This is a genomic window from uncultured Microbacterium sp. (assembly GCF_963524805.1).
In the GTDB taxonomy this organism is placed as follows: Bacteria; Actinomycetota; Actinomycetes; order Actinomycetales; family Microbacteriaceae; genus Microbacterium.
Genome location: NZ_CAURGG010000013.1, coordinates 1 through 19,533, shown reverse-complemented (window position 1 = coordinate 19,533; position 19,533 = coordinate 1). Strand labels below are relative to the sequence as shown.

Here is a 19,533-nt window from a genome sequence, read left to right as displayed (position 1 = left end):
CCGACAGCCTACGCTCGGGCGGCGATGCGCCAGTCGACCGGCGCCGCGCCCTGCTGTGCGAGCAGCTCGTTCACCCGGGAGAACGGCCGGGAACCGAAGAATCCGCGGCTCGCCGAGAGCGGCGACGGATGCGCGGACTCCACGATCGGCGTGGCTCCGAGCAGCGGCCGCAGGTTCGCGGCATCCCTCCCCCACAGGATCGCGACCACGGCCGCATCCCGCGCGACCAGCTCCCGGATGGCGTGCTCGGTGACCTTCTCCCACCCCCAGCCGCGATGGGATGCCGGGGCTCCGGGTGCGACGGTCAGCACGCGGTTCAGCAGCATGACCCCCTGATCGCTCCAGGAGGACAGGTCGCCGTGAGGTGCGGGCGGAATACCCAGGTCGTCGTCCAGCTCGCGATAGATGTTCGCGAGGCTCCGCGGCAGGGGCCGCACATGCTGCTCGACGGCGAAGGACAGCCCGATCGGGTGCCCGGGCGTCGGGTAGGGGTCCTGCCCGACGATGAGCACCTTCACGCCCTCGAGCGGCCGCTGGAAGGCGCGCAGCACGTGCTCTCCGGCCGGCAGATAGCGCCGGCCGGCGGCGAGCTCCGCCCGCAGCCGCTCACCGAGGGCGGCGATGTCGGGGGCCACAGGTTCGAGCGCCCGCGCCCAGCCCGGGTCCATGAGGCCGGTCTCGGCGAGCTCGGCGAGCGTGCGCGCCACCGCTCAGGATCCCTCGGCGCCCGCAGAACCGTCGACGGTCACCGTCCCCTGCCACGACCAGGGGAAATCGATCCACAGGTCGGTCTCACGCCAGGAGTAGTCGGGCGTCGCGATGGATCCCGGCTTGGTGTACACCGTGACCGAGCGGACGTCGGCACCGCGATCGTGCAGCAGCTTCACCGCGAGCGCGAGCGTGCGCCCGCTGTCGGCCACGTCGTCCACCAGCAGCACGCGGCGCCCCTCGAGGTAGGAGATGTCCAGCGCGGGCGGCAGCACCTCGGGTGCGTCCAGCACCGTGCCGATGCCGGTGTAGAACTCCACGTTCAGGGCGCCGCAGTTCTTGGCGCCGAGCGCGTACGCGATCGCACCGCCGGGGAGCAGACCACCACGGGCGATCGCCACGACGACCTCCGGCTCGAAGCCGTCCGTCAGGATCCGCCGGGCCAGTTCGCGGGACGCTTCTCCGAACTGCTCCCACGAGAGCCGTTCCCGTTCGTGCGTCTCCTGCGGCATGGTGCCTCCTGTGATCGTGGGTGTGCGCTGGTCTGGGTCTGCGGTGGTCGACGCGCGGATCAGTCGGTTCCGCCGCGCACCTGCAGCGGCCCGCGGGCCAGCAGGTGCTGCGCGGACTGGGCGACCGGGCGCATCGTGATCAGATCGAGGTTGACGTGACCCGGCGCATTGAGGGCGTAGGCGACCACGTCTGCCACGTCGGTCGCTGTGAGGGGGTTCTCGACTCCCTCGTAAACCCGCTCGGCGGCATCCCGATCACCGCCCAGCCGGTTGAGGGTGAACTCCTCGGTGAAGACCATGCCGGGAGCGACCTCCGTCACGCGGATGGGTTCGCCGTTCAGCTCGAGTCGCAGCACATGCGCGATCATCGCCTCGGCGGCCTTGGCCGCGTTGTAGCCGGATCCGCCGGGGTAGGCGGTGACGGCGGCCGTCGAGGTGACGAACAGCGTGTCGGCATGTCCGTCGGATGCCGCGGCCGCGCGCAGCTGGGGCAGCAGGGCGGCGACCAGTCGCTGAGCGGACAAGACGTTCACATCGAACATCCACTGCCAGTCGGCGGCCTTGGCGTCCTCCACCCGGTCGGTTCCGCGTGCACCGCCGGCGATGTTCACCAGCGCATGAACAGCGCCCGTCTCTGCGGTCCACGCCGCGAGCGCGTCGACGTCCTCCTGACGCGTCAGGTCGGCGGCGAAGGCCACCGCCCCGGTCTCCTTCTCGAGTGTGCGGAGCCGATCCGCCCGCCGGGCGACGCCCACCACGTCCCAGCCGGTGGCGCGCAGCGCCCGCACCGCCGCCTCGCCGATTCCCGAACTCGCCCCAGTCACCACTGCACGCCGTGTCGCCATGGCTCCACGCTACCGACGATCGAACTGCGGCGAGCATCGTGCCGTGGCGCTGCGCGGGGCCGCCTGCCCGACCCGGGTGTTACGTCACATTTCCCATCCGTTGTCCATCGCGTGCCGCATCCCTACTCTCGATTCAGGCCGCCGCGTCCGCCGCCGCCGCCGATCGACCTACCCGTATCGACTCAAGCAATGGAGCACGCACATGTCCGCACCCGAGAACTGGCGCTTCGAGACCAAGCAGATCCACTCCGGCGCTCAGCCGGACCCGGTGACGAAGGCTCGCGCCACGCCGATCTACCAGACGACGTCGTACGTCTTCGACAACACGACGCACGCGGCGAACCTCTTCGCGCTCGCCGAGTTCGGCAACATCTACACCCGGATCCAAAACCCGACGCAGGACGTCGTCGAGCAGCGCGTCGCGGCGCTCGAGGGAGGCACCGGTGCACTCCTCGTCGCGAGCGGCCAGGCCGCCGAGACCTTCGCCGTGCTCAACATCGCCGAAGCCGGCGACCACATCGTCTCGTCGAGCTCGATCTACGGCGGCACGTACAACCTGTTCAAGTACACGCTCAAGAAGCTCGGCATCGATGTGACGTTCGTCGAGAACCAGGATGACGCCGAGGAATGGGCCGCCGCCGTGCGCCCCAACACCAAGCTCTTCTTCGCCGAGACGATCGGCAATCCGAAGATCAACATCCTCGACATCCGTCTCGTCGCCGACGTCGCGCACGAGAACGGCATCCCGCTCATCGTGGACAACACGATCGCGACCCCGTACCTTATCAAGCCCTTCGAATTCGGCGCCGACATCGTCGTGCACTCGGCCACGAAGTTCCTCGGCGGCCACGGCACCGTCATCGGGGGCGTCATCGTCGACGGCGGCACGTTCGAGTGGTCCAAGAACGTGGAGAAGTTCCCGGGTCTGACCGTGCCCGACCCGAGCTACCACGGCGCCTCGTACACGGCAGCGGTGGGAGACGGCCTGGCCTACATCATCAAGGCCCGTGTGCAGCTGCTGCGCGACCTGGGTGCCGCGATCTCGCCGCAGAGCGCCTGGCTGCTCATCCAGGGCATCGAGACCCTGTCGCTGCGCATCGAGCGGCACGTGCAGAACGCTCAGGAGATCGCGGAGTGGCTCGAGGACCAGGCCGACGTCGCCTCGGTCAACTACTCGGGTCTGCCCTCCTCGCCGTGGTACGCGAAGGCAAACGAGTACGCCCCGAAGGGCGTGGGCGCGGTGCTGTCGTTCGAACTCAAGGGCGGTGTCGAGGCCGGCCGCGAATTCGTCAACGCGCTGACGCTGTTCAGTCACCTCGCCAACATCGGCGACGTGCGCTCGCTGGTGATCCACCCGGCTTCCACGACGCACTCGCAGCTCACGCCCGAGCAGCAGCTCACGACCGGTGTGACACCGGGCCTCGTGCGCCTCTCGCTCGGCCTGGAGAACATCGAGGACCTCAAGGCCGACCTCGAGCAGGCGCTCGCCGCCGCCCGTCGGGTCAGCGAGGCCGCGCGCGCGTAGCGCTTTCGCCGTCATCGGGGCAGATGCCACGACTCGCGGCCCGGGATGCCCCCGGGTCGCGAGGTCGCGCGGTGCTCCGACGGCCGTCAGGCGCGCTGCTTGGGCCGCACGTGCCCGAGGCCCCCGTCGATGCCCAGCACCTGGCCGGTGATCCAGTCATTGACCGGGTCGAGCAGGAACGCCACGCCCCTCGCCACATCCTCGGGCTCGCCCAGCCGGCCGAGCGCGTGCATGGACTCCGACACCCTGCGGGAGCCCTCGCTCGCGGTGAGCGAATCCGTCAGGGGCGTCCGGGTCAGCCCGGGGGCCACGGCGTTGATGCGCAGTCCCTGCGTGGCGTAGCTCGAAGCGGCGGAGAGCATGAGTCCGATCACACCGGCCTTCGCAGCCGCGATGGCGTCGTGATTCGACAGGCCCGCCATCGCCGCGGCCGATGAGACGAGCACGACCGAGCCTCCGCCGCGCAGATGCCGTCCGGCAGCCCGCACCGTCGCGAAGGCGGTCGTCAGCGACGCGGCGATGACCTCGTCGTACTGCTCGCGCGAGGTCAGGTGCGCGGGCTTGAGCAGCATCGAGCCGGCGAAGCACGCCGCGCCGTCGAGCGGGCCGGCGTCGGCGAACGCGCGGTCGACGGCGTCGAAGTCGGTCGCATCCAGCACGATGTCGGGGGAGCCGGATGCCGCGTCCCGCGCCGTGGTGACGACTTCGTGGCCTGCGGCGCGCAGCAGGTCGCATGTCGCTGCGCCGATGCCGCTGGAGGCGGCGATGATCAGAAATCGAGCCATGCCGCCATTGTGACGGCCGCGGAAGGCCACCGGGGCCGGATGGGCTCAGACCGCGTCCCACCACCGCAGCACCCGCAGCGCGCGGAGCGTGATCCAGCGGCTCGGGAACCCCTCGTGCTCGCCGTCGAGTTCGAACAGGGTCGGGCCCTGGTGTGTGAGCTCGAGCTTCCAGAGGCCGAACCCCAGCATCTTGGCGCGGACCACCTCGATCGCCTCGGCGCAGCGCGGATCGCGTTCGGGGCGCGCGAGACGGAAATAGTCCAGCGCTCGAAGCACGTCGTAATACCAGCGCGTCGGGAACGAGGGCATCGCGAAGCGCGGGTCGACCAGCTCCCCGGTCGATTCCCGCCACAGCAGCCGACGATCGAGCAGGTACTCCTCGCCCTTCGCGCGGGCCCGGGCCACGGCATCCGTCGGCCCGCTCGACTGCTCCCACTCCCACAGTCCCTCGAGGGCACAGATCGTCGAGTGGAACGACGACCGGCTCGTGCCGTCCTCGTCCCAGCAGTTCCAGCCGCCGTCCGCGAGCTGGCCGCCGGGACCGGCGCTGAGCAGGGTCTGCGCGATGCGCGACCCATCCTGGCCGAAATACGCGGCGTTTGCGAGGGCGCCGCCGTTGATGCAGGGCTCGACTTCGCCGTCGAAGTACGGCTGGCCGGCGTGGTCCCACCGCACGTGGTCCCGCACGCGCGCGATGGCGGTCTGCGCCTGCGGACCGCCCGGGTCGATGCCGAACGCCCGCAGCAGTTCGAGCGAGGGATGCGTCGCCGTCCACCCGTCGTAGAACGGCCGGCTCTCGTCGGCCCAGCCGGGCCGGTACACCCCGTCGTCCCACAGTCCGTCGTCGCCCTGCTCGGCCAGCAGCCGGGCACCCCAGCCCTCGGTCGCCACGCGCGCACGTTCGGCGGTGATTTCGTCGTGCGGAGCGTCGGTCAGATCTCGCAGCACCTGCCAGCGGATGGCCGGGTCGGAGTCCAGAAGGTAGGCGGTGACGTCCATGCGGTCAAGATACCCGGCCCCGCGGACACCCGTAACACGACGGCCGGGGATGCCGCCGACCGGGAGAATGAAGGCATGGACTGGCAGACCTCCGAAGACACGGTGCCCAGCGCGCCGATCACGGAGGCCGACGCGCGCCTGCTGCTGGGCCGCCCTCCCGCGACCGGCGCCTGGCGCGACGGAGACCCGGTCGGCGACCGGCACTTCGCCGGGTTCGGATCCTTCCGCACCGAGGGCGGGCGCGAGCTGCCGGCGTACCGCCTCGCGTACGAGACCTGGGGGGAGCTCTCCCCGGCCCGCGACAACGCGGTGCTCGTGCTCCACGCCCTCACGGGCGACAGCCACCTCCGCGGTGGGGCGGGTCCGGGACACCCCACCGAGGGCTGGTGGGAGGGGATCGTCGGGCCCGGAGCGGCGATCGACACGGACCGGTGGTTCGTGATCGCCCCCAACATGCTCGGGGGCTGCCAGGGGTCCACAGGACCGTCCAGCATCGCACCGGACGGCTACGAATGGGCCTCCCGCTTCCCGTACCTGACGATCCGCGACCAGGTGGCCGCGCAGGTGCGCCTGGCGGATGCCCTCGGGATCGACGTGTGGGCCGGGGTCATCGGGGGGTCGATGGGCGGCATGCACGCACTGGAGTGGGCCGTCGGCCTGCCCGAGCGCGTGCAGCGTGTCGGCATCCTGTCGGCCCCGCCCGTCAACACGGCCGATCAGATCGCCCTCAACTCCGTGCAGCTCGAGGCGATCCACATCGATCCGCGCTTCCAGAACGGGCAGTACTACGACTCCGCCGACGGCGACGGCCCGCACCGAGGACTGGCTCTGGCCCGCCGCATGGCGCTGCTGAACTACCGCTCGCCCACCGAGCTCAATCAGCGCTTCCAGCGGTCGTGGCAGTCCGGGGTCAGTCCCCTCGGTCACGGGGGGCGGTTCGCGGTCGCGTCGTACCTCGACTTCCACGGCAACCGCTTCACGCGGCGCTTCGACGCGAACACGTACATCACGCTCGTCGAAGCGATGAACTCCCACGATGTGGGCCGCGATCGCGGGGGTGTCGAGGATGCCCTGGCCCGCGTCACCGCGACGACCCTCGTGCTGGGCATCGACAGCGACCGGCTCTTCCCCGTCGAAGGCCAGCACCGGATCGCGCGCGGCATCCGCTCCACGCTGGACGACGGCGCGGTGGTGCTCTCGAGCGACTTCGGTCACGACGGCTTCCTCATCGAGACAGCCGCCGTCAGCGCTCACCTGCGGCGCCTGCTCGAGTCACCGACGCCCTGACGCGCTCACCCCGTGCGGGTGTACACCCAGGGGAGGCTCGCCAGGTCGAGTCGATGACGGGATGCGGCATCCCTGTCCTGCCCGTCGTCATCTCCCCACGCCGCATCGCCTTCCCACAGCAGCAACGGCCCCGACTCCCCGCGGCGCGCGACGGTCTCGAATCGGCGCAGACCGGTGACGCGCGCTGCGCCGATCGCCCCCCGAGCGTCCGGGCAGCCGGAGAGATCGTGCAGCGTGACCCACGTCGGCGGGTACAGCGTCACCTCGCCGCGCGCGTGCCGGGCCAGCATGTCGGCGGGGCGCACCCATTCGGCCGCGACGGCCTCGTCGGGCGCGAGCAGGAGCGCTTCCCCGGGGTCTTCGGCAAGGAAGAACCACGTGCGGATGCGAAGCGCGAGCCCGGGCGGCGGATCCCAGCACGACAGCGGCACCAGGGCGGCGGCATCCAGTTGCAGACCCGTCTCCTCCCGGGTCTCACGCCGGGCTGCGGCCCGCGCGGCCGCGGGCTCGTCCCCGGGGTCGCCGTCACCCGGCTCGAGCTTGCCGCCCGGAAAGACCCACGCGCCCGCGAACGAGCCGCGGTCGGGGCGCTCGATCATGAGCACCTCCGCCTGGCCGGGCCCGTCGCGCACGACCACGACGGTCGCGGCGACCGGGACCGCCGGGTCGTGGAAGTCGGCGGCCGAGCGCCGCCGGGACGTGTCGGCCGCGTCGGCCAGGGCGCGCATCGCCCGGTCTGCGGACGAGGCCGTCTCACTCACGCGGCATCCGCATCTCGATCAGCGGGAGCACATGCAGCGGCTCGCTGACCCAGCGGGCCTCGAAGGTCCCCTCCGCCAGATCAGGCCCGCCGCACGTGACCCGCAGGCGGTGCGGGGTCTCGATGAAGATCACATCGAACACGTGCGCCCCGTCTGCCTGCCGCCCGCCGCTCGCGAAGACCGCATCGCCCTCCACCCACGCATCTGTGCCCGCCGTCACGACGAAATCCAGTTCGCCCTGACGCAGGGACACGACGGTCCGGTCCGGACCGGGTGCGACGGTGACGGAGGCGATCGAGGGCACGCCGTTGCGCTCGCCCGGCGTGAACGCACGGGCGACGCCCTGTCCGCCTGCGCCCGCGGTCGGCGCCAGCTCGGCCGACGAGAGCCGCTCCCGCAGCTCGCTCTCGGCATGCGCTCGCTCCAGGTCGCTGCCGGCTGCGGAGCCGATCGCCGGCAGCAGATGCTCCCACGCCGCGTCGAGCACCGCCTGCATGTCAAGGCTCTGTCCGGTGATGGCGAAGACGACGTCCTGCTCGGGCAGCACGACGCAGAACTGTCCGTAAGCGCCGTCGCCGCGATAGCCGTGCCGGGCCATCCAGAATTGGAACCCGTATCCCTGCCGCCAATCCGGCTGCGGCTCGGCGGGATTGGGGATGTGCATCCGGGTGGCCTCATCGACCCATTCCGCATCCAGCAGCTGGTCACCCTCCCAACGGCCACGCCGCAGGTACAGCTGTCCCAGCTTCGCGATCGCCTCCGTCGTGGCGTGCAGCCCGCTCCAGCCGAGCTCGCGCCCGCGCGCGTCGGTGAGCCAGCCGACCTCGCCGATGCCGAGCGGGTCGAGCAGTCGGGGCCGCAGGTACTCGGTGAGCGGCATCCCGGCCGCCTTCTGGATGATCGCGGCCACCGAGAACGTGCACGGCTGGTTGTAAGCGAAGACCGAACCCGGCTCCTCGTCGGGTGGGATCATCAGGAAGCCGCGCACCAGGTCATCGGGGTCGATCGCTCGCGCCGCCTCGATCGTGTCGCCATGATGCCCGCTGGCCATCGCGGCGACGTGGCGCACGAGGATCCGCCGGGACCGCGCGTCGGTGATCTGGGCGTCGAGTTCGGGGAAGTGCGACAGGACGGTGTCATCCAGTCCCACCAGGCCCTCGGCCACGGCGAATCCGAGCGCGGTGGAGGTGAAGCTCTTGCTGAGCGAATACAGCAGGTGCGGGCGCTGCGGCGCGTAGGGCGCCCACCAGCCCTCCGCGACGACGGCGCCGTGCCGCAGAAGCATCACGCTGTGCGTCTCGACGTCCTCGGCTGCGCCCAGCGCATCGAGGAAGGACAGGATGCCGCGGGCATCGATCCCGTGGGCGGAAGGAGTGCTGCGGGGCAGGTTCGAGATCACTCCGGCATGCTACCGGGGCGTGCGGGAACGGTCTCAGGCCGCGACGAGGCGGCGCGAGCGCTCGAGGCGAAGGCTTCCCAGCGCGATGAGCAGACCCGCGAGGGCGAGGCCGACGCCGACCCACGCAGGCGCGACGAACCCGAGCCCGAGCGCGATCACCACGCCGCCGAGGAATGCGCCGAGGGCGTTGCCGATGTTCAGCGCCGAGTGGTTGAGCGCGGCCGCGATCGACTGGTTGTCCTCGGCGACATCCATCATCCGCGTCTGGATCGTCGGGCTCAGCACGGAGGAGACGAACCCGGTCGCGAGCACGAAGAAGCCGAGGGCGAAGATCCACTGCGCGGTCAGCGCCAGCAGCACGAGCACCAGCGCCAGTCCGACCAGCCCGCCGACGAGAGTGCGCTTGAGATCGACGTCGGCCAGATGACCGCCGACGAGGTTGCCCACCGTCATGCCGACGCCCATGAGCACGAGGACGATGGGCACGACCCATTCGGGCGACCCGGCGACTTCGGTCACGAGGGGCGCGACGTAGCTGTACACCGCGAAGAAGCCCCCGAAGCCGATTGCGCCGATCGCGAGGGCGAGCCACACCTGTCCGATGCGGAAGACTCCGAGCTCGGCACGCAGAGTGCGTCCTGGTTCGCCGGGGTGCGGCGGCACGAAGAACGCGATGAAGACGGTGGCGACCGCGAAGATCGCGGTGACGACCATGAACGCCGCGCGCCAGCCGATCTGCTGACCGAGGAAGGTGCCCAGGGGGACGCCGACGACGTTGGCGAGGGTCAGTCCGGTCAGGACGAACGCGACGCCCTTCGCCCGGTTGCCCGGCCCCATGACATCCGCCGCGACGAGCGCGCCGATGCCGAAGTAGGCACCGTGGGGCAGCCCGGCGAGGAATCGCGATGCGGCCACGAGCTCGAAGGTGGGCAGCACGACGGTGAGGCCGTTGAAGAGTGTGAGCGCGAGCGCCAGCCCGATCATCACCCGGTGGCGCGGATACTTCGCGACGGAGCCGGCGATCAGCGGCGCCCCCACCACGACGCCCAGGGCGTAGAGGGTGATCAGCCAGCCGGTCTGGGCGATCGCATCGCCCTGGCTCGCAGCCCACTGCGCCGGCAGCAGGTCGGCGGCGATGTTGGGCAGCAGGCCCATCACGACGAACTCGGTCATGCCGATGCCGAAGCTGCCGACGGCGAGGGAGAGGAGCGCCCACATCGCCGCACCCCTCGGAGGATTCGAGGAGGTCACCCCGTCATGCTACGCGGGATGCCGGACCCTGTCGAATCGATTCGAAACGATGGGTCAGCCCTCAGAGATCGTCCTGCGGACGCTCGAGTGCGCGCTCGAGACGCTCGATCTTCCCGTCCAGCTCCCCGCTCCATCCGGGCCGGATGTCGGCCTTGAGCACGAGCGCCACCCGCGAGCCGAACGGCAGGACGGCCTCGGTCGCGCGCTTGACGACGTCGAAGACCTCGTCCCACTCCCCCTCGATCTCGGTGAACATCGAACCGGTGCGGTGCGGCAGCCCGGATTCCCGCACGATCCGCACGGCCGCAGCCACCGCGTCGTGCACGGAAGCGTCGGCGGCGCCGCTGCCGTTTCGGGGTGCGCCGCTGGGTGCGACGGAGAAGGCGATGAGCATGGGGACCTCCCGGTCAGGTGCCGACGGCGTCGGCGGAGCGTTCGGGCAGCGCCTGCACCCGCGGGAGCACAGCACGCCCGGGCGCCCGCACCACCCGCGTCGCCGCCCACACGAGAAGCACGGCGATCAGCGCGTTGCGCAGTGTCAGCACCGCCGCCGGCAGGGCGTCGCCGCCCAGCAGGTAGCCGTAGGTCAGCGGGTAGACGACCTGGGTCAGGCCGGCCATCACCAGGCCGAGCGCCGCCGGTCGCCACCACCGCCGCCGGTCGATCACCAGACCGACCGCGAGTGGAGCGATGATCCAGGTCATGTATTGCGGGGAACCGACCTTGTTGACGAGGATGAACGCCAGCACCAGAGCCAGGGCGAGGGCCGGGAACAAGCGGACGAAGTTCGCCCCCCGCCACGCCTTGTACGCCCCGAGCGCGGCGATGACGGCCACCGCGAGCGCCAGCAGGGGGTTCATCGCAGAAGAGACGACCTGCATCCCCGGACCCATGACCTGGAACGTCAGGATGTCCTGGTCGTAGTACACGTACGAGCCGGGGATGCCGAACACCGCGCGCCAGAGGTACACCGCGCTCACGGGGGCTTCGACCTGAAGACCGCGCTCCGCCTGGTCGGCGACGAAGCCGAAGGCGTGGCGTGCACCGCCCGCGGCGAGCACTGCGGCCAGGGTGAGCACCGAGACCGCCAGCGCCCCGCCGACCACCGCCCACCTGCGCCGCACGCTGATGAGGGCGGCCAGCAGCAGAGCGGCCGGCCACACTTTGATCCAGGTGGCCACGGCGAGCAGGACCGAGCCGAGCCACGGCCGGCCGACCAGCCAGAGGCAGCCGGCGAGCGCGAGCGGCACCGTGATGCCGTCGAGGCGGTACATCCCGACCGGTCCGAGCAGCACGATGAACGCGAGCCAGAACCATGCCGCGGCCACGCGCCCGCGCGCGCGACCGCGGCCCACGAGCATCGCGAACGCGAGCGCGTCGCACAGCGTGACGAGGATCGCCCAGCCGACCTCGTAGCCGGCGATCCAGGCGAACCCGTGGGCGAGGATCATCGGCACGAGAGCCAGCTGCGGGTACACCCACGTCTCGGTGATCCCCACGATCCCCCGCCCCTCGAGCGCGGCGGTCGACCAGGGTTCGTACACGAGGTACACGTCGCCCATCGGCTGGTTGGGGAAGACGAACCCGAGCACGGCGACGAGGACGTGCACGAGCGCGAACGCGACCCACAGCACCCCGCGCCTCGTCACCCGTCGATTGTATGGGCCGGACGCGCCTCAACCGGCCGACAGGGCTTCGCCGACGGCACGCGGCAGCGCGGCTGCGACATCCAGCGCAGTGATCGGGCCCCCCTGGTCCCCCAGGCCCTCAGCGGCGAGGCTCCCCGCCCTCCCGTGCAGCCAGACCCCCGTCGAGGCGACGGCGGCCAGATCCGCTCCCGCTCCGGCGCCCGCCAGGACCGCGCCGATCGCCCCCGCGAGCACATCGCCGGTGCCCGCCGTGGCCAGCCACGGCGTCCCGGCGGAGACCGTCGTCGCCCAGCCGCTCGCGGACGCGACGATCGTGACGGCGCCTTTGAGCACGACCGTCGCACCGAGTGCGGCCGCCGTCTCGAGCGCGGACGCCGATCGCTCGGCATCCGTCGCCGGGAAGTCTTCGGCAAGCCCCAGCTGCGCGCGCAGGCGGGCATGCTCGCGACCGTGGGGGGTCACGATCATCGGCGCCGTTCCGCCGGCCGCCAGATCCAGGGCCCCGGCGTCGACGACGACCGGAAGGTCGGCCCCGAGGATGCCGCGCAGCGCCTCGGTCTCGGCATCCGATCGACTCGTCGCGTCGGTGCCGGATCCGATGAGCCACGCCTGCACGCGTCCTGGCGCAGCGACCGTCTCCGGCCGCCGCTGCAGCACGAGCGAGGTCGGCACGCTCGGCCCGAGATAGCGGACCATGCCCACTCCGGTGCGCCAGGCCGCCTCCACGCCGAGCACCGCGGCGCCCGGATACCCGTCCGAGCCGGTGCGCACACCGAGCACGCCGCGGGAATACTTGTCGTCGGCGGCGGTTGGCCTCCGCAGGACGCGCGCGGCGTCCGACACCGTCCATGAGCCGATCATGGCGTCACCCTACCCGCCGGAGCCGATCCATGAGCATCCTCTTCACGCCGCTGAATCTGCGCGGTCTGACCGCCCGCAATCGCCTGTGGGTTGCGCCGATGTGCCAGTACAGCGCCGTGGACGGCGTGCCCCAGGAGTGGCACCACACGCACCTGGCGCAGTTCGCCTCGGGGGGCGCCGGCCTGGTGATCGCCGAGGCGACCGCCGTCTCCGCCGAGGGACGCATCTCGCCCGAGGACACGGGCCTGTACACCGACGAGCAGATGCGTGCGTGGGCGCCCATCGTCGCGGCGATCCGCTCCCGCGGTGCCCTCGCGGGTGTGCAGCTCGCCCACGCGGGACGCAAGGCCTCCACCTGGTCTCCGTTCTCCGGGCACCGCGGCTCGGTCCCGCTCGGGAAGGGCGGCTGGACCACCGTCGCGCCGTCGGCGATCGCCTTCGAGGGGTACGCGCAGCCGGTCGAGATGGATGCCGAGGCCATCGACGGCGTCGTGCGGGACTTCGGCGCGGCGGCTCGGCGTGCGCTCGAGGCCGGATTCGAGGTCCTCGAGATCCACGCCGCCCACGGCTATCTGCTGCACGAGTTCCTCTCGCCCCTGTCCAATCAGCGCGCCGACGAGTACGGCGGTTCGCTCGAGAACCGCGCGCGGCTCCTGCTGCGCGTGATCGATGCGGTGCGGGATGCCGCGCCGGAGGCGCCGATGTTCGTGCGGTTCTCGGCATCGGACTGGGCCGAGGGCGGCTGGCACGTCGAGGAGACGACGACCGTGGCCGGCTGGGCGTCCGAGCACGGAGCGGACTTCTTCGACATCTCCAGCGGCGGCCTCGTCGCCCATCAGCGCATCGCCGTCTCCCCCGGCTACCAGGTCGGCTTCGCTGCGGCCGTGCGGCGCGACGCCGACCTGGAGGTCAGCACGGTTGGGCTGATCACCGAAGCCGTGCAGGCCGAGGCCGTGCTGCAGGCGGGCGAGGCGGACGCCGTCATGGCGGGTCGCGAGTGGCTGCGCGACCCGCACTTCGCGCTGCGGGCCGCGACGGAACTCGGCGCGCAGATCGACTACTGGCCGAAGCAGTACCTGCGCGCGCGGCCGCGCTAGGCGCGATGCGAGCGGCCGGGACTCACGCCCGACGCCGGGTCGCGTCCTGCACTTCGCCGATGAGCTCCTCGATGATGTCCTCGAGGAACAGCACCGCCGTCGTCTCGCCGTCCTCGTTGCGGACTCGGGCGAGGTGGCGTCCGGCTCGGCGCATCAGGGCCAGGGCGTCCTCGAGGTCCGTGCCCTCCAGCACCGGCACCATCTGGTGGATCCGCTTGCCGGGGATCGGCCGCACGACGTCCGTGGCGGCATCGGGGCCTTCGGCCGCGCGCAGGATGTCCTTGAGGTGGACGTAGCCGACCGGCCCACCCTCGGCATCCACGATCACGTACCGCGAGAAGCCGTATTTCGCGACCGCTCGCTCGATCTCGGCGGGAGTCACCGACGCGGGCAGGGTCACCAGCTGCGTGAGCGGCACCGCGATGTCCGCGGCCTTCTTATCGGTGAATTCCAGCGCGGCCGAGACGGTTCCGGCGGCGTCGTCGAGGATCCCCTCGATGCGGGACTGGTTCACGATCGTCGTGACCTCCTCGAGCGTGAACGTCGAGGCCGCCTCGTTCTTCGGCTCCACCCCGAACAGTCGCACCGCGTGGTTCGCGATCCAGTTGAGGGTCACGATCACCGGGTGGAACAGCCGCGAGACCCAGACCAGCGGTGTCGCCAGCATGAGCACGGCACGGTCGGGCACCGAGAAGGCCAGGTTCTTGGGCACCATCTCGCCGAACACCACGTGCAGGTAGGACACCAGCACGAGCGCGACCAGGAACGCGATCGTGTCGACCATCGCCTCGCCCAGCCCGGTGAGTCCGAGCGGCTCGGCGAGCAGGTGATGGATGGCGGGTTCGGAGACGTTCAAGATCAGCAGGGAGCAGATCGTGATGCCGAGCTGACTGGTGGCCAGCATGAGGGTCGCGTGCTCCATCGCGTACAGCGCGGTCTTCGCCGCCCGCGAGCCCTTCTCGGCGAGGGGCTCGATCTGCGAGCGGCGCGCGGAGATGACCGCGAACTCCGCGCCGACGAAGAAGGCGTTGAAAGCCAGCAGCACGACGAGCCAGGCGATTCCCGCCCAATCGCTCACGAGCGCTCACCGCCCTCGGACTCGTCGCCCGGCATCGGGGTGTGCGTGAAGCGGACGCGATCGACTCGGCGGCCGTCCATCCGCTGCACGTCCAGGGTGCCGTCTTCGACCTCGAGCGTGTCGCCGACGACGGGGATGCGCTCCAGGACGCTCATGATGTATCCGCCCACCGTGTCGTAGACGTCGCCCTCGGGAATGCGGATGCCGGTGCGATCGAGCACCTCATCGGGCCGCAGATCGCCGGGGAAGGTGAGTGACCCGTCCCCGCGGACGATGCCGGTGCGGCGTCGGTCGTGCTCGTCGAGCACCTCGCCCACGATCTCCTCGACGAGGTCCTCGAGGGTGACGACGCCGGCCGTGCCGCCGTACTCGTCGACCACGATCGCCATCTGGTACCCGCGAGCCCGCAGCTCGGAGACGAGCGTGTCCAGGTGCACGGCTTCGGGGACGCGCAGCGGCTCGGTGGCCAGCGCCGCGGCGGGCACGTCGGAGCGCCGCTCGCGCGGGACGCCGACCGCGGCCTTCAGGTGCACGATGCCGACGATGTCGTCCATGGAGTCGTCGTAGACGGGGAACCGGCTGTGCCCGGTGCGCCGTGCGAGCTGGATGACATCGTCGGCGGAATCCTCGACGGACAGGGCGTGGATGCTGGGCCGCGGCGTCATGACGTCGGCGGCGCTCAGCCGCGCGAAGGTCAGGCTGCGGTCCAGGAGCGAGGCGGTGTCCTCTTCGAGCACTCCGGCCAGCGCCGAGCGACGCACCAGGCTGGAGAGCTCCTCCGCGGTGCGGGCGCCGGACAGCTCCTCCTTCGGCTCGATGCCGATCAGCCGCAGCACGCCGTTCGCGCTGCCGTTGAGCACCGCGATGGCCGGCCGGAAGACGGTGGTGAAGGCGACCTGGAACGGCATGACGAACTTGGCGGTCTGCCGCGGGATCGCCAGGGCGAAGTTCTTCGGGATCAGTTCGCCGAGGATCATCGAGAGGATCGTGGCGAACGTCACCGCGATGATGACCGCGAGAGGGGAGGCGATGCTCTCCGGCCACCCCCATGCCGCGAAGACGGGCCGCAGCAGGCTCGAGATCGCCGGCTCCATGGCATAGCCGGTGAGCAGCGTGGTCAGCGTGATGCCCAGCTGCGCGCTCGAGAGATGGGTCGAGGTGATGCGCAGGGCGTTGATGGTCAGCGCGAGACGCGACTCACCGGCATCCCGTCGCGCTTCCAGGTCCGCGCGATCGAGGTTGACGAGGGCGAACTCGCTCGCCACGAACAAGCCGGTCCCGACCGTGAGCAGAAGCCCCACGCCCAGCATGATGAACTCCATCACGCATCACCCTCGGCCTGTGCGTCGAGCGCTGCGGCGGGTGCGGGATCGTGGGGCGTGCGTCTACTGGGAGGGTCGTCCATCGTGCCGACAAGTCTACGGCCTCGCGACTCGGCTCCTTCGGGCCCTTGACGTCGGAGTTCGGGCCCTTGACGGTCGGAGTTCGACTCAGCGAGGCGCTCCGCTGCGGGCGGGAGCAAACCTCAGCCCGCGCTCCCGAAACCTGCATCCGCGCCCGGCCAGTGCGGAGGCGCACGCAGATTATGGTGGCGCAGGGCACGCCGCACGTTCCTCCACAGGAGGTTCGTCTCCAGCAGCCGTCCACGATCTCGTGCGACGGACACGGGCGACGGCCGGTACGGGGCGAGGGTTGGCGGATGATGCCTGGGCCGACGCTGGAAGTCCAACGGCGACGCGATCACCTCGACCCCGTGAACGACCGGCGAAGGAGCGCGGCGGTCGCCTCGGGGCGTTGGCATCGGGTCACGGCCGGCGTCTACGCTCCCGCATCGGAGTGGTTCGCGCTCAAGCCGCACGAGCGTCATCACGTGCTGGTGCGCGAAGTGGCCAGACGGATGCGGAAGCAGGCGGTACTCGCCGGCGCCGCGGCCGCCGCCATCCACGGAATCGACCTGCTCGGATCCTGGCCGCGACTCGTCGACGTGCGCACGGAACGGACGACGGGCGGACGCACCCATGGCGCGATCCGCCGTCACGCCCTGGGGCTTGACGGGGTGGCCGTGCAGCCGTGGGAGGGGATGCATCTGGTCACCACGCCCGCACAGACCGCTCTCGATCTGGCACGTTGGCTGTCTTTCACCGGAGCGGTCGCGGCGGTGGATCAGGCGCTCTGGGCTCGACGCGCGGGCGGGCCGCTCGCCACGATCGATGAGATCCGGCAGCTGGAGGACTTCGCGTCTCTGCCCCGCTGGGACGCACACGCGCGGCGCGTGCTGGAGGCTGCGACCGACCTCGCCGACAATGTCCGCGAGAGCGAGGCGCGTCTTCTGATGAAGTCACTCGGGTTTCCCGCACCGCGACTTCAGGAGCGGCGAGTGCTCCGCAGCGGCCGCCTTGTCTTCGGCGACTTCTACTTCCCGGAGCAGGATCACTGGTGCGAGCTGGACGGGCGCGGAAAGTACATGAGTTCCGACGCGCAGGACGGCGTCGATGTCGCCCGGTCGGTCATCGACGAGAAGAACCGCGAGAACGAGATCCGCCGCGAGGTCACCGGCTTCTCCCGGTTCGAAGCGGCCGACATCCACCCGCGCCGCCTGTACGACATCCTCACGGGCGACGGACTGCCCAGCCGGTTGCCCAGACCCTAGGACCACGGACTCGCGCTCCCGAAACCTGTACGCGCGCCTGAAAATGCCGGCAGCGCGTGCAGGTTTCGGTAGCGCGGAACCAGCTGCCCAGCAGCGTGTGCAGGTTTCGGTAGCGCGGAACCAGCTGACCGGCAGCGTGTGCAGGTTTCGGTAGCCTGCTACCAGCTGACCGGCAGCGCCTTGCCCTCTTCGTACCCGGCTGCGGACTGCAGCCCGACGCGCGCACGCTCGTGGAACTGCGCAACCGAGGAGGCTCCGGCGTAGGTGAAGGACGAGCGCACACCGGCGGTGATCATGTCGAGAAGGTCCTCCAGGCCCGGGCGCAGCGGGTCCAAGTAGATCTTGGACGAGGAGATACCCTCCGCGAACAGTTCCTTGCGTGCGAGTTCGTACGGGTCGAGGCGCCCGAAGCGGTCGTGCACCGCCTTGGTCGAGGCCATGCCCCACGACTCCTTGTACGCCCGGCCGGCGTCATCGACCTGCAGCTCGCCGGGCGCCTCGATCGTTCCGGCGAACCACGAGCCGATCATGACGGATGCCGCTCCCGCGGCCAGCGCCAGGGCGACGTCACGGGGGTAGCGCACTCCCCCGTCGGCCCAGACGTGGGCTCCCAGCACCCGTGCCGCCTCCGCAGTCTCGAGCACGGCCGAGAACTGGGGGCGCCCGACCGCGGTCATCATGCGCGTCGTGCACATCGCGCCCGGCCCGACGCCGACCTTCAGGATGTCCGCTCCGGAGCGCACGAGATCCTGAACGCCGTCCGCGGTCACGATGTTGCCCGCTGCGAGCGGAATGCCGAGGTTCAGCTCCGACACCGTGCGCAGGGCGGCGAGCATGCCCGCCTGGTGACCGTGCGCGGTGTCGACGACGAGCACGTCCACGCCCGCGGCCACCAGCGCGCGGGCTTTCGCGGCGACATCGCCGTTGATGCCCACCGCCGCCGCGACGCTCAGGCGGCCCGAGGCATCCACCGCCGGACGGTACAGCGTCGAGCGCAGGGCGCTGCGGCGCGAGAGAGTGCCGACGACGAAGCCGTGGTGCAGCACGCAGACCGTCTCCGCGCCGGCGCCGACGATCAGGTCGAAGGCGTGTCGCGCGCTCTCGACGTCGTCGGCGTCGATGGATGCCGTCCGCCCGCGCGCCAGGTCGCCCAGGCGTGCGTCCGGCAGGGCGGTGCCCAGCCGCGTGGCGGCGACGACGCCGAGGACGGCGTCGATGTTGAGGCGGCCGTCAGTGGTGTCGGCGACGACGATGCCGTGCCCCTCGGTGGCCGGCAGCAGTCGCGCGGCATCCGCCACCGTCGCTTCGGGCGGGAGGACGAGCGGGGTGTCCCAGCGCACCGGCTGATCCTTGACCCAGCGGATCGCGGCGTCGAGCTCCTGCAGCGGCATGTCCTGCGGCAGCACACCGAGCCCCCCGCGGCGGGCCAAAGTGGCGGCCAGCCGCGCGCCGGTGACGGAGTTCATGTTCGCCGAGACCACCGGGATCGTGGCGCTCGTGCCGTCGCCGGGCGACAGATCGACGTCGAGCCTGCTGGTGACGGTCGAGTCGCGGGGGACGAGGAAGACATCGGAGTATGTCAGGTCGACCGTGGGCTGCTCACCGTAGAACTCCATACCCGAAAGGTTAGTGACTCTTTACGCAGGGGCAACGATGCGCAAATGTGTCCCCACTGCGCAGCGAACCCCCGGGAACGGCGCGCCAGACTGGGTTAGGCTTAACAGTCGTGCGTGGGAGCCGTTGGATCATGCTCCGCACGCTCCTACAGTCTTCACGAAAGCGGGCGATCGAGCGTGTCGAGCCAGGTCACAGGCGTCGGGGTGTCGGGCGAAGGAGAGTTCGGAGCCAACGAATGGCTCGTCGACGAACTCTACGAGCAGTTCAAACTCGACAAGAACTCAGTGGACAAGGCATGGTGGCCGATCCTCGAGGCCTATCAGCCGGTTGACACGACGGCCCCCGCCGGCGAGGGGTCGGCGCCTCCGAGCCCGTCCGGCTCCGCCGCTGCGGCCGCACCGCAGGCCGCCGCACCGCAGGCTGCCTCCGCCGCTCCCGCCGCTCCGGCTGCCGGTGCTGGCTCCGCTGCCGGTACCGAGGTCCTGCTGCCCGCTCTGGGCGAGTCCGTG

The 19,533-nt window shown here is 70.9% G+C and carries 19 protein-coding genes; 5 read left to right on the top strand and 14 right to left on the bottom strand.

Features of this window, described 5'->3' with window-relative positions:
- Positions 1–8: 8 nt before the first annotated feature.
- From RWQ91_RS16600 to RWQ91_RS16590, 3 genes are read right to left on the bottom strand one after another with little or no spacing between them, the layout of a single operon-like run.
- The gene (locus RWQ91_RS16600; protein WP_314508235.1) at positions 9–707 is read right to left on the bottom strand and encodes a uracil-DNA glycosylase; all 699 of its coding nucleotides are present in this window, start codon (positions 705–707) and stop codon (positions 9–11) included.
- A 3-nt stretch (positions 708–710) separates the two neighbouring features.
- The gene (locus tag RWQ91_RS16595) at positions 711–1,220 is read right to left on the bottom strand and encodes a phosphoribosyltransferase (protein WP_314508233.1); all 510 of its coding nucleotides are present in this window, start codon (positions 1,218–1,220) and stop codon (positions 711–713) included.
- 59 nt (positions 1,221–1,279) lie between these two features.
- Entirely contained in the window at positions 1,280–2,065 is a 786-nt protein-coding gene (locus tag RWQ91_RS16590; RefSeq protein ID WP_314508231.1) for an SDR family oxidoreductase, read from the bottom strand.
- Positions 2,066–2,267: 202 nt separating this feature from the next.
- Between RWQ91_RS16590 and RWQ91_RS16585 the strand changes: the two genes are divergently transcribed.
- On the top strand, positions 2,268–3,590 hold the full coding sequence (locus tag RWQ91_RS16585) for a bifunctional o-acetylhomoserine/o-acetylserine sulfhydrylase (protein ID WP_314508230.1): 1,323 nt from the start codon (positions 2,268–2,270) through the stop codon (positions 3,588–3,590).
- Positions 3,591–3,676: 86 nt separating this feature from the next.
- Here the strand turns inward: RWQ91_RS16585 and RWQ91_RS16580 are convergent, their stop codons facing one another.
- On the bottom strand, positions 3,677–4,375 hold the full coding sequence (locus tag RWQ91_RS16580; RefSeq protein WP_314508228.1) for an SDR family oxidoreductase: 699 nt from the start codon (positions 4,373–4,375) through the stop codon (positions 3,677–3,679).
- Positions 4,376–4,420: 45 nt separating this feature from the next.
- Complete coding sequence (locus RWQ91_RS16575; protein ID WP_314508227.1) at positions 4,421–5,374, bottom strand: hypothetical protein; 954 nt, start codon at positions 5,372–5,374, stop codon at positions 4,421–4,423.
- A gap of 75 nt (positions 5,375–5,449) precedes the next feature.
- Here RWQ91_RS16575 and RWQ91_RS16570 point away from each other — a divergent pair, with 75 nt between their 5' ends.
- Positions 5,450–6,661, top strand: a complete 1,212-nt coding sequence (locus RWQ91_RS16570; protein ID WP_314508225.1) for a homoserine O-acetyltransferase — start codon at positions 5,450–5,452, stop codon at positions 6,659–6,661.
- Positions 6,662–6,666: 5 nt separating this feature from the next.
- Here the strand turns inward: RWQ91_RS16570 and RWQ91_RS16565 are convergent, their stop codons facing one another.
- The 6 genes from RWQ91_RS16565 to RWQ91_RS16540 form a co-directional block, all read right to left on the bottom strand.
- Positions 6,667–7,422, bottom strand: a complete 756-nt coding sequence (locus RWQ91_RS16565) for an NUDIX domain-containing protein (RefSeq protein WP_314508223.1) — start codon at positions 7,420–7,422, stop codon at positions 6,667–6,669.
- Complete coding sequence (locus RWQ91_RS16560; RefSeq protein WP_314508222.1) at positions 7,415–8,821, bottom strand: serine hydrolase; 1,407 nt, start codon at positions 8,819–8,821, stop codon at positions 7,415–7,417. Before RWQ91_RS16560 ends, RWQ91_RS16565 begins: the two co-directional genes overlap by 8 nt.
- A 33-nt stretch (positions 8,822–8,854) precedes the next feature.
- Entirely contained in the window at positions 8,855–10,039 is a 1,185-nt protein-coding gene (locus RWQ91_RS16555; protein WP_314508285.1) for an MFS transporter, read from the bottom strand.
- 94 nt (positions 10,040–10,133) lie between these two features.
- Positions 10,134–10,466: a thiamine-binding protein gene (locus RWQ91_RS16550; protein WP_314508219.1), complete on the bottom strand. Its 333-nt coding sequence runs from the start codon at positions 10,464–10,466 to the stop codon at positions 10,134–10,136.
- Positions 10,467–10,479: 13 nt separating this feature from the next.
- Positions 10,480–11,721 (bottom strand): glycosyltransferase 87 family protein, encoded by a 1,242-nt coding sequence (locus RWQ91_RS16545; protein WP_314508218.1) that lies wholly within the window; start codon positions 11,719–11,721, stop codon positions 10,480–10,482.
- A 27-nt stretch (positions 11,722–11,748) separates the two neighbouring features.
- Positions 11,749–12,582 carry an ADP/ATP-dependent (S)-NAD(P)H-hydrate dehydratase gene (locus RWQ91_RS16540; RefSeq protein ID WP_314508216.1) on the bottom strand — a complete coding sequence of 278 codons (834 nt, stop codon included), beginning with the start codon at positions 12,580–12,582 and terminating at the stop codon, positions 11,749–11,751.
- A gap of 29 nt (positions 12,583–12,611) precedes the next feature.
- On the opposite strand from RWQ91_RS16540, the gene RWQ91_RS16535 reads away from it, so the two are divergent.
- Positions 12,612–13,679, top strand: a complete 1,068-nt coding sequence (locus RWQ91_RS16535; protein ID WP_314508214.1) for an NADH:flavin oxidoreductase/NADH oxidase — start codon at positions 12,612–12,614, stop codon at positions 13,677–13,679.
- A gap of 22 nt (positions 13,680–13,701) precedes the next feature.
- Here RWQ91_RS16535 and RWQ91_RS16530 read toward each other — a convergent pair whose 3' ends face one another.
- On the bottom strand, positions 13,702–14,757 hold the full coding sequence (locus RWQ91_RS16530) for a hemolysin family protein (protein WP_314508213.1): 1,056 nt from the start codon (positions 14,755–14,757) through the stop codon (positions 13,702–13,704).
- Positions 14,754–16,079, bottom strand: coding sequence for a hemolysin family protein (locus tag RWQ91_RS16525; RefSeq protein WP_314508283.1), 1,326 nt, complete (start codon positions 16,077–16,079; stop codon positions 14,754–14,756). The genes RWQ91_RS16530 and RWQ91_RS16525 overlap by 4 nt, the downstream gene beginning before the upstream one ends.
- 377 nt (positions 16,080–16,456) lie before the next feature.
- Here RWQ91_RS16525 and RWQ91_RS16520 point away from each other — a divergent pair, with 377 nt between their 5' ends.
- On the top strand, positions 16,457–17,407 hold the full coding sequence (locus RWQ91_RS16520) for a hypothetical protein (RefSeq protein ID WP_314508211.1): 951 nt from the start codon (positions 16,457–16,459) through the stop codon (positions 17,405–17,407).
- Positions 17,408–17,565: 158 nt separating this feature from the next.
- Here RWQ91_RS16520 and RWQ91_RS16515 read toward each other — a convergent pair whose 3' ends face one another.
- Positions 17,566–19,023, bottom strand: a complete 1,458-nt coding sequence (locus RWQ91_RS16515; RefSeq protein ID WP_314508210.1) for a GuaB1 family IMP dehydrogenase-related protein — start codon at positions 19,021–19,023, stop codon at positions 17,566–17,568.
- A 177-nt stretch (positions 19,024–19,200) separates the two neighbouring features.
- Between RWQ91_RS16515 and RWQ91_RS16510 the strand changes: the two genes are divergently transcribed.
- On the top strand, positions 19,201–19,533 hold a 333-nt coding region (locus RWQ91_RS16510), incomplete at its 3' end, for a 2-oxoglutarate dehydrogenase E1 subunit family protein (RefSeq protein WP_314508208.1).

Excerpts from the sequence above, each read along its gene's own strand:
- RWQ91_RS16585 (WP_314508230.1), top strand. The coding sequence starts at position 2,268 with ATGTCCGCACCCGAGAACTGGCGCTTCGAGACCAAGCAGATCCACTCC.
- RWQ91_RS16550 (WP_314508219.1), bottom strand. The coding sequence starts at position 10,466 with ATGCTCATCGCCTTCTCCGTCGCACCCAGCGGCGCACCCCGAAACGGC.
- RWQ91_RS16580 (WP_314508228.1), bottom strand. The coding sequence starts at position 4,375 with ATGGCTCGATTTCTGATCATCGCCGCCTCCAGCGGCATCGGCGCAGCG.
- RWQ91_RS16590 (WP_314508231.1), bottom strand. The coding sequence starts at position 2,065 with ATGGCGACACGGCGTGCAGTGGTGACTGGGGCGAGTTCGGGAATCGGC.
- RWQ91_RS16515 (WP_314508210.1), bottom strand. The coding sequence starts at position 19,023 with ATGGAGTTCTACGGTGAGCAGCCCACGGTCGACCTGACATACTCCGAT.
- RWQ91_RS16575 (WP_314508227.1), bottom strand. The coding sequence starts at position 5,374 with ATGGACGTCACCGCCTACCTTCTGGACTCCGACCCGGCCATCCGCTGG.
- RWQ91_RS16595 (WP_314508233.1), bottom strand. The coding sequence starts at position 1,220 with ATGCCGCAGGAGACGCACGAACGGGAACGGCTCTCGTGGGAGCAGTTC.
- RWQ91_RS16555 (WP_314508285.1), bottom strand. The coding sequence starts at position 10,039 with ATGTGGGCGCTCCTCTCCCTCGCCGTCGGCAGCTTCGGCATCGGCATG.
- RWQ91_RS16535 (WP_314508214.1), top strand. The coding sequence starts at position 12,612 with ATGAGCATCCTCTTCACGCCGCTGAATCTGCGCGGTCTGACCGCCCGC.
- RWQ91_RS16520 (WP_314508211.1), top strand. The coding sequence starts at position 16,457 with ATGATGCCTGGGCCGACGCTGGAAGTCCAACGGCGACGCGATCACCTC.
- RWQ91_RS16525 (WP_314508283.1), bottom strand. The coding sequence starts at position 16,079 with ATGGAGTTCATCATGCTGGGCGTGGGGCTTCTGCTCACGGTCGGGACC.
- RWQ91_RS16570 (WP_314508225.1), top strand. The coding sequence starts at position 5,450 with ATGGACTGGCAGACCTCCGAAGACACGGTGCCCAGCGCGCCGATCACG.
- RWQ91_RS16540 (WP_314508216.1), bottom strand. The coding sequence starts at position 12,582 with ATGATCGGCTCATGGACGGTGTCGGACGCCGCGCGCGTCCTGCGGAGG.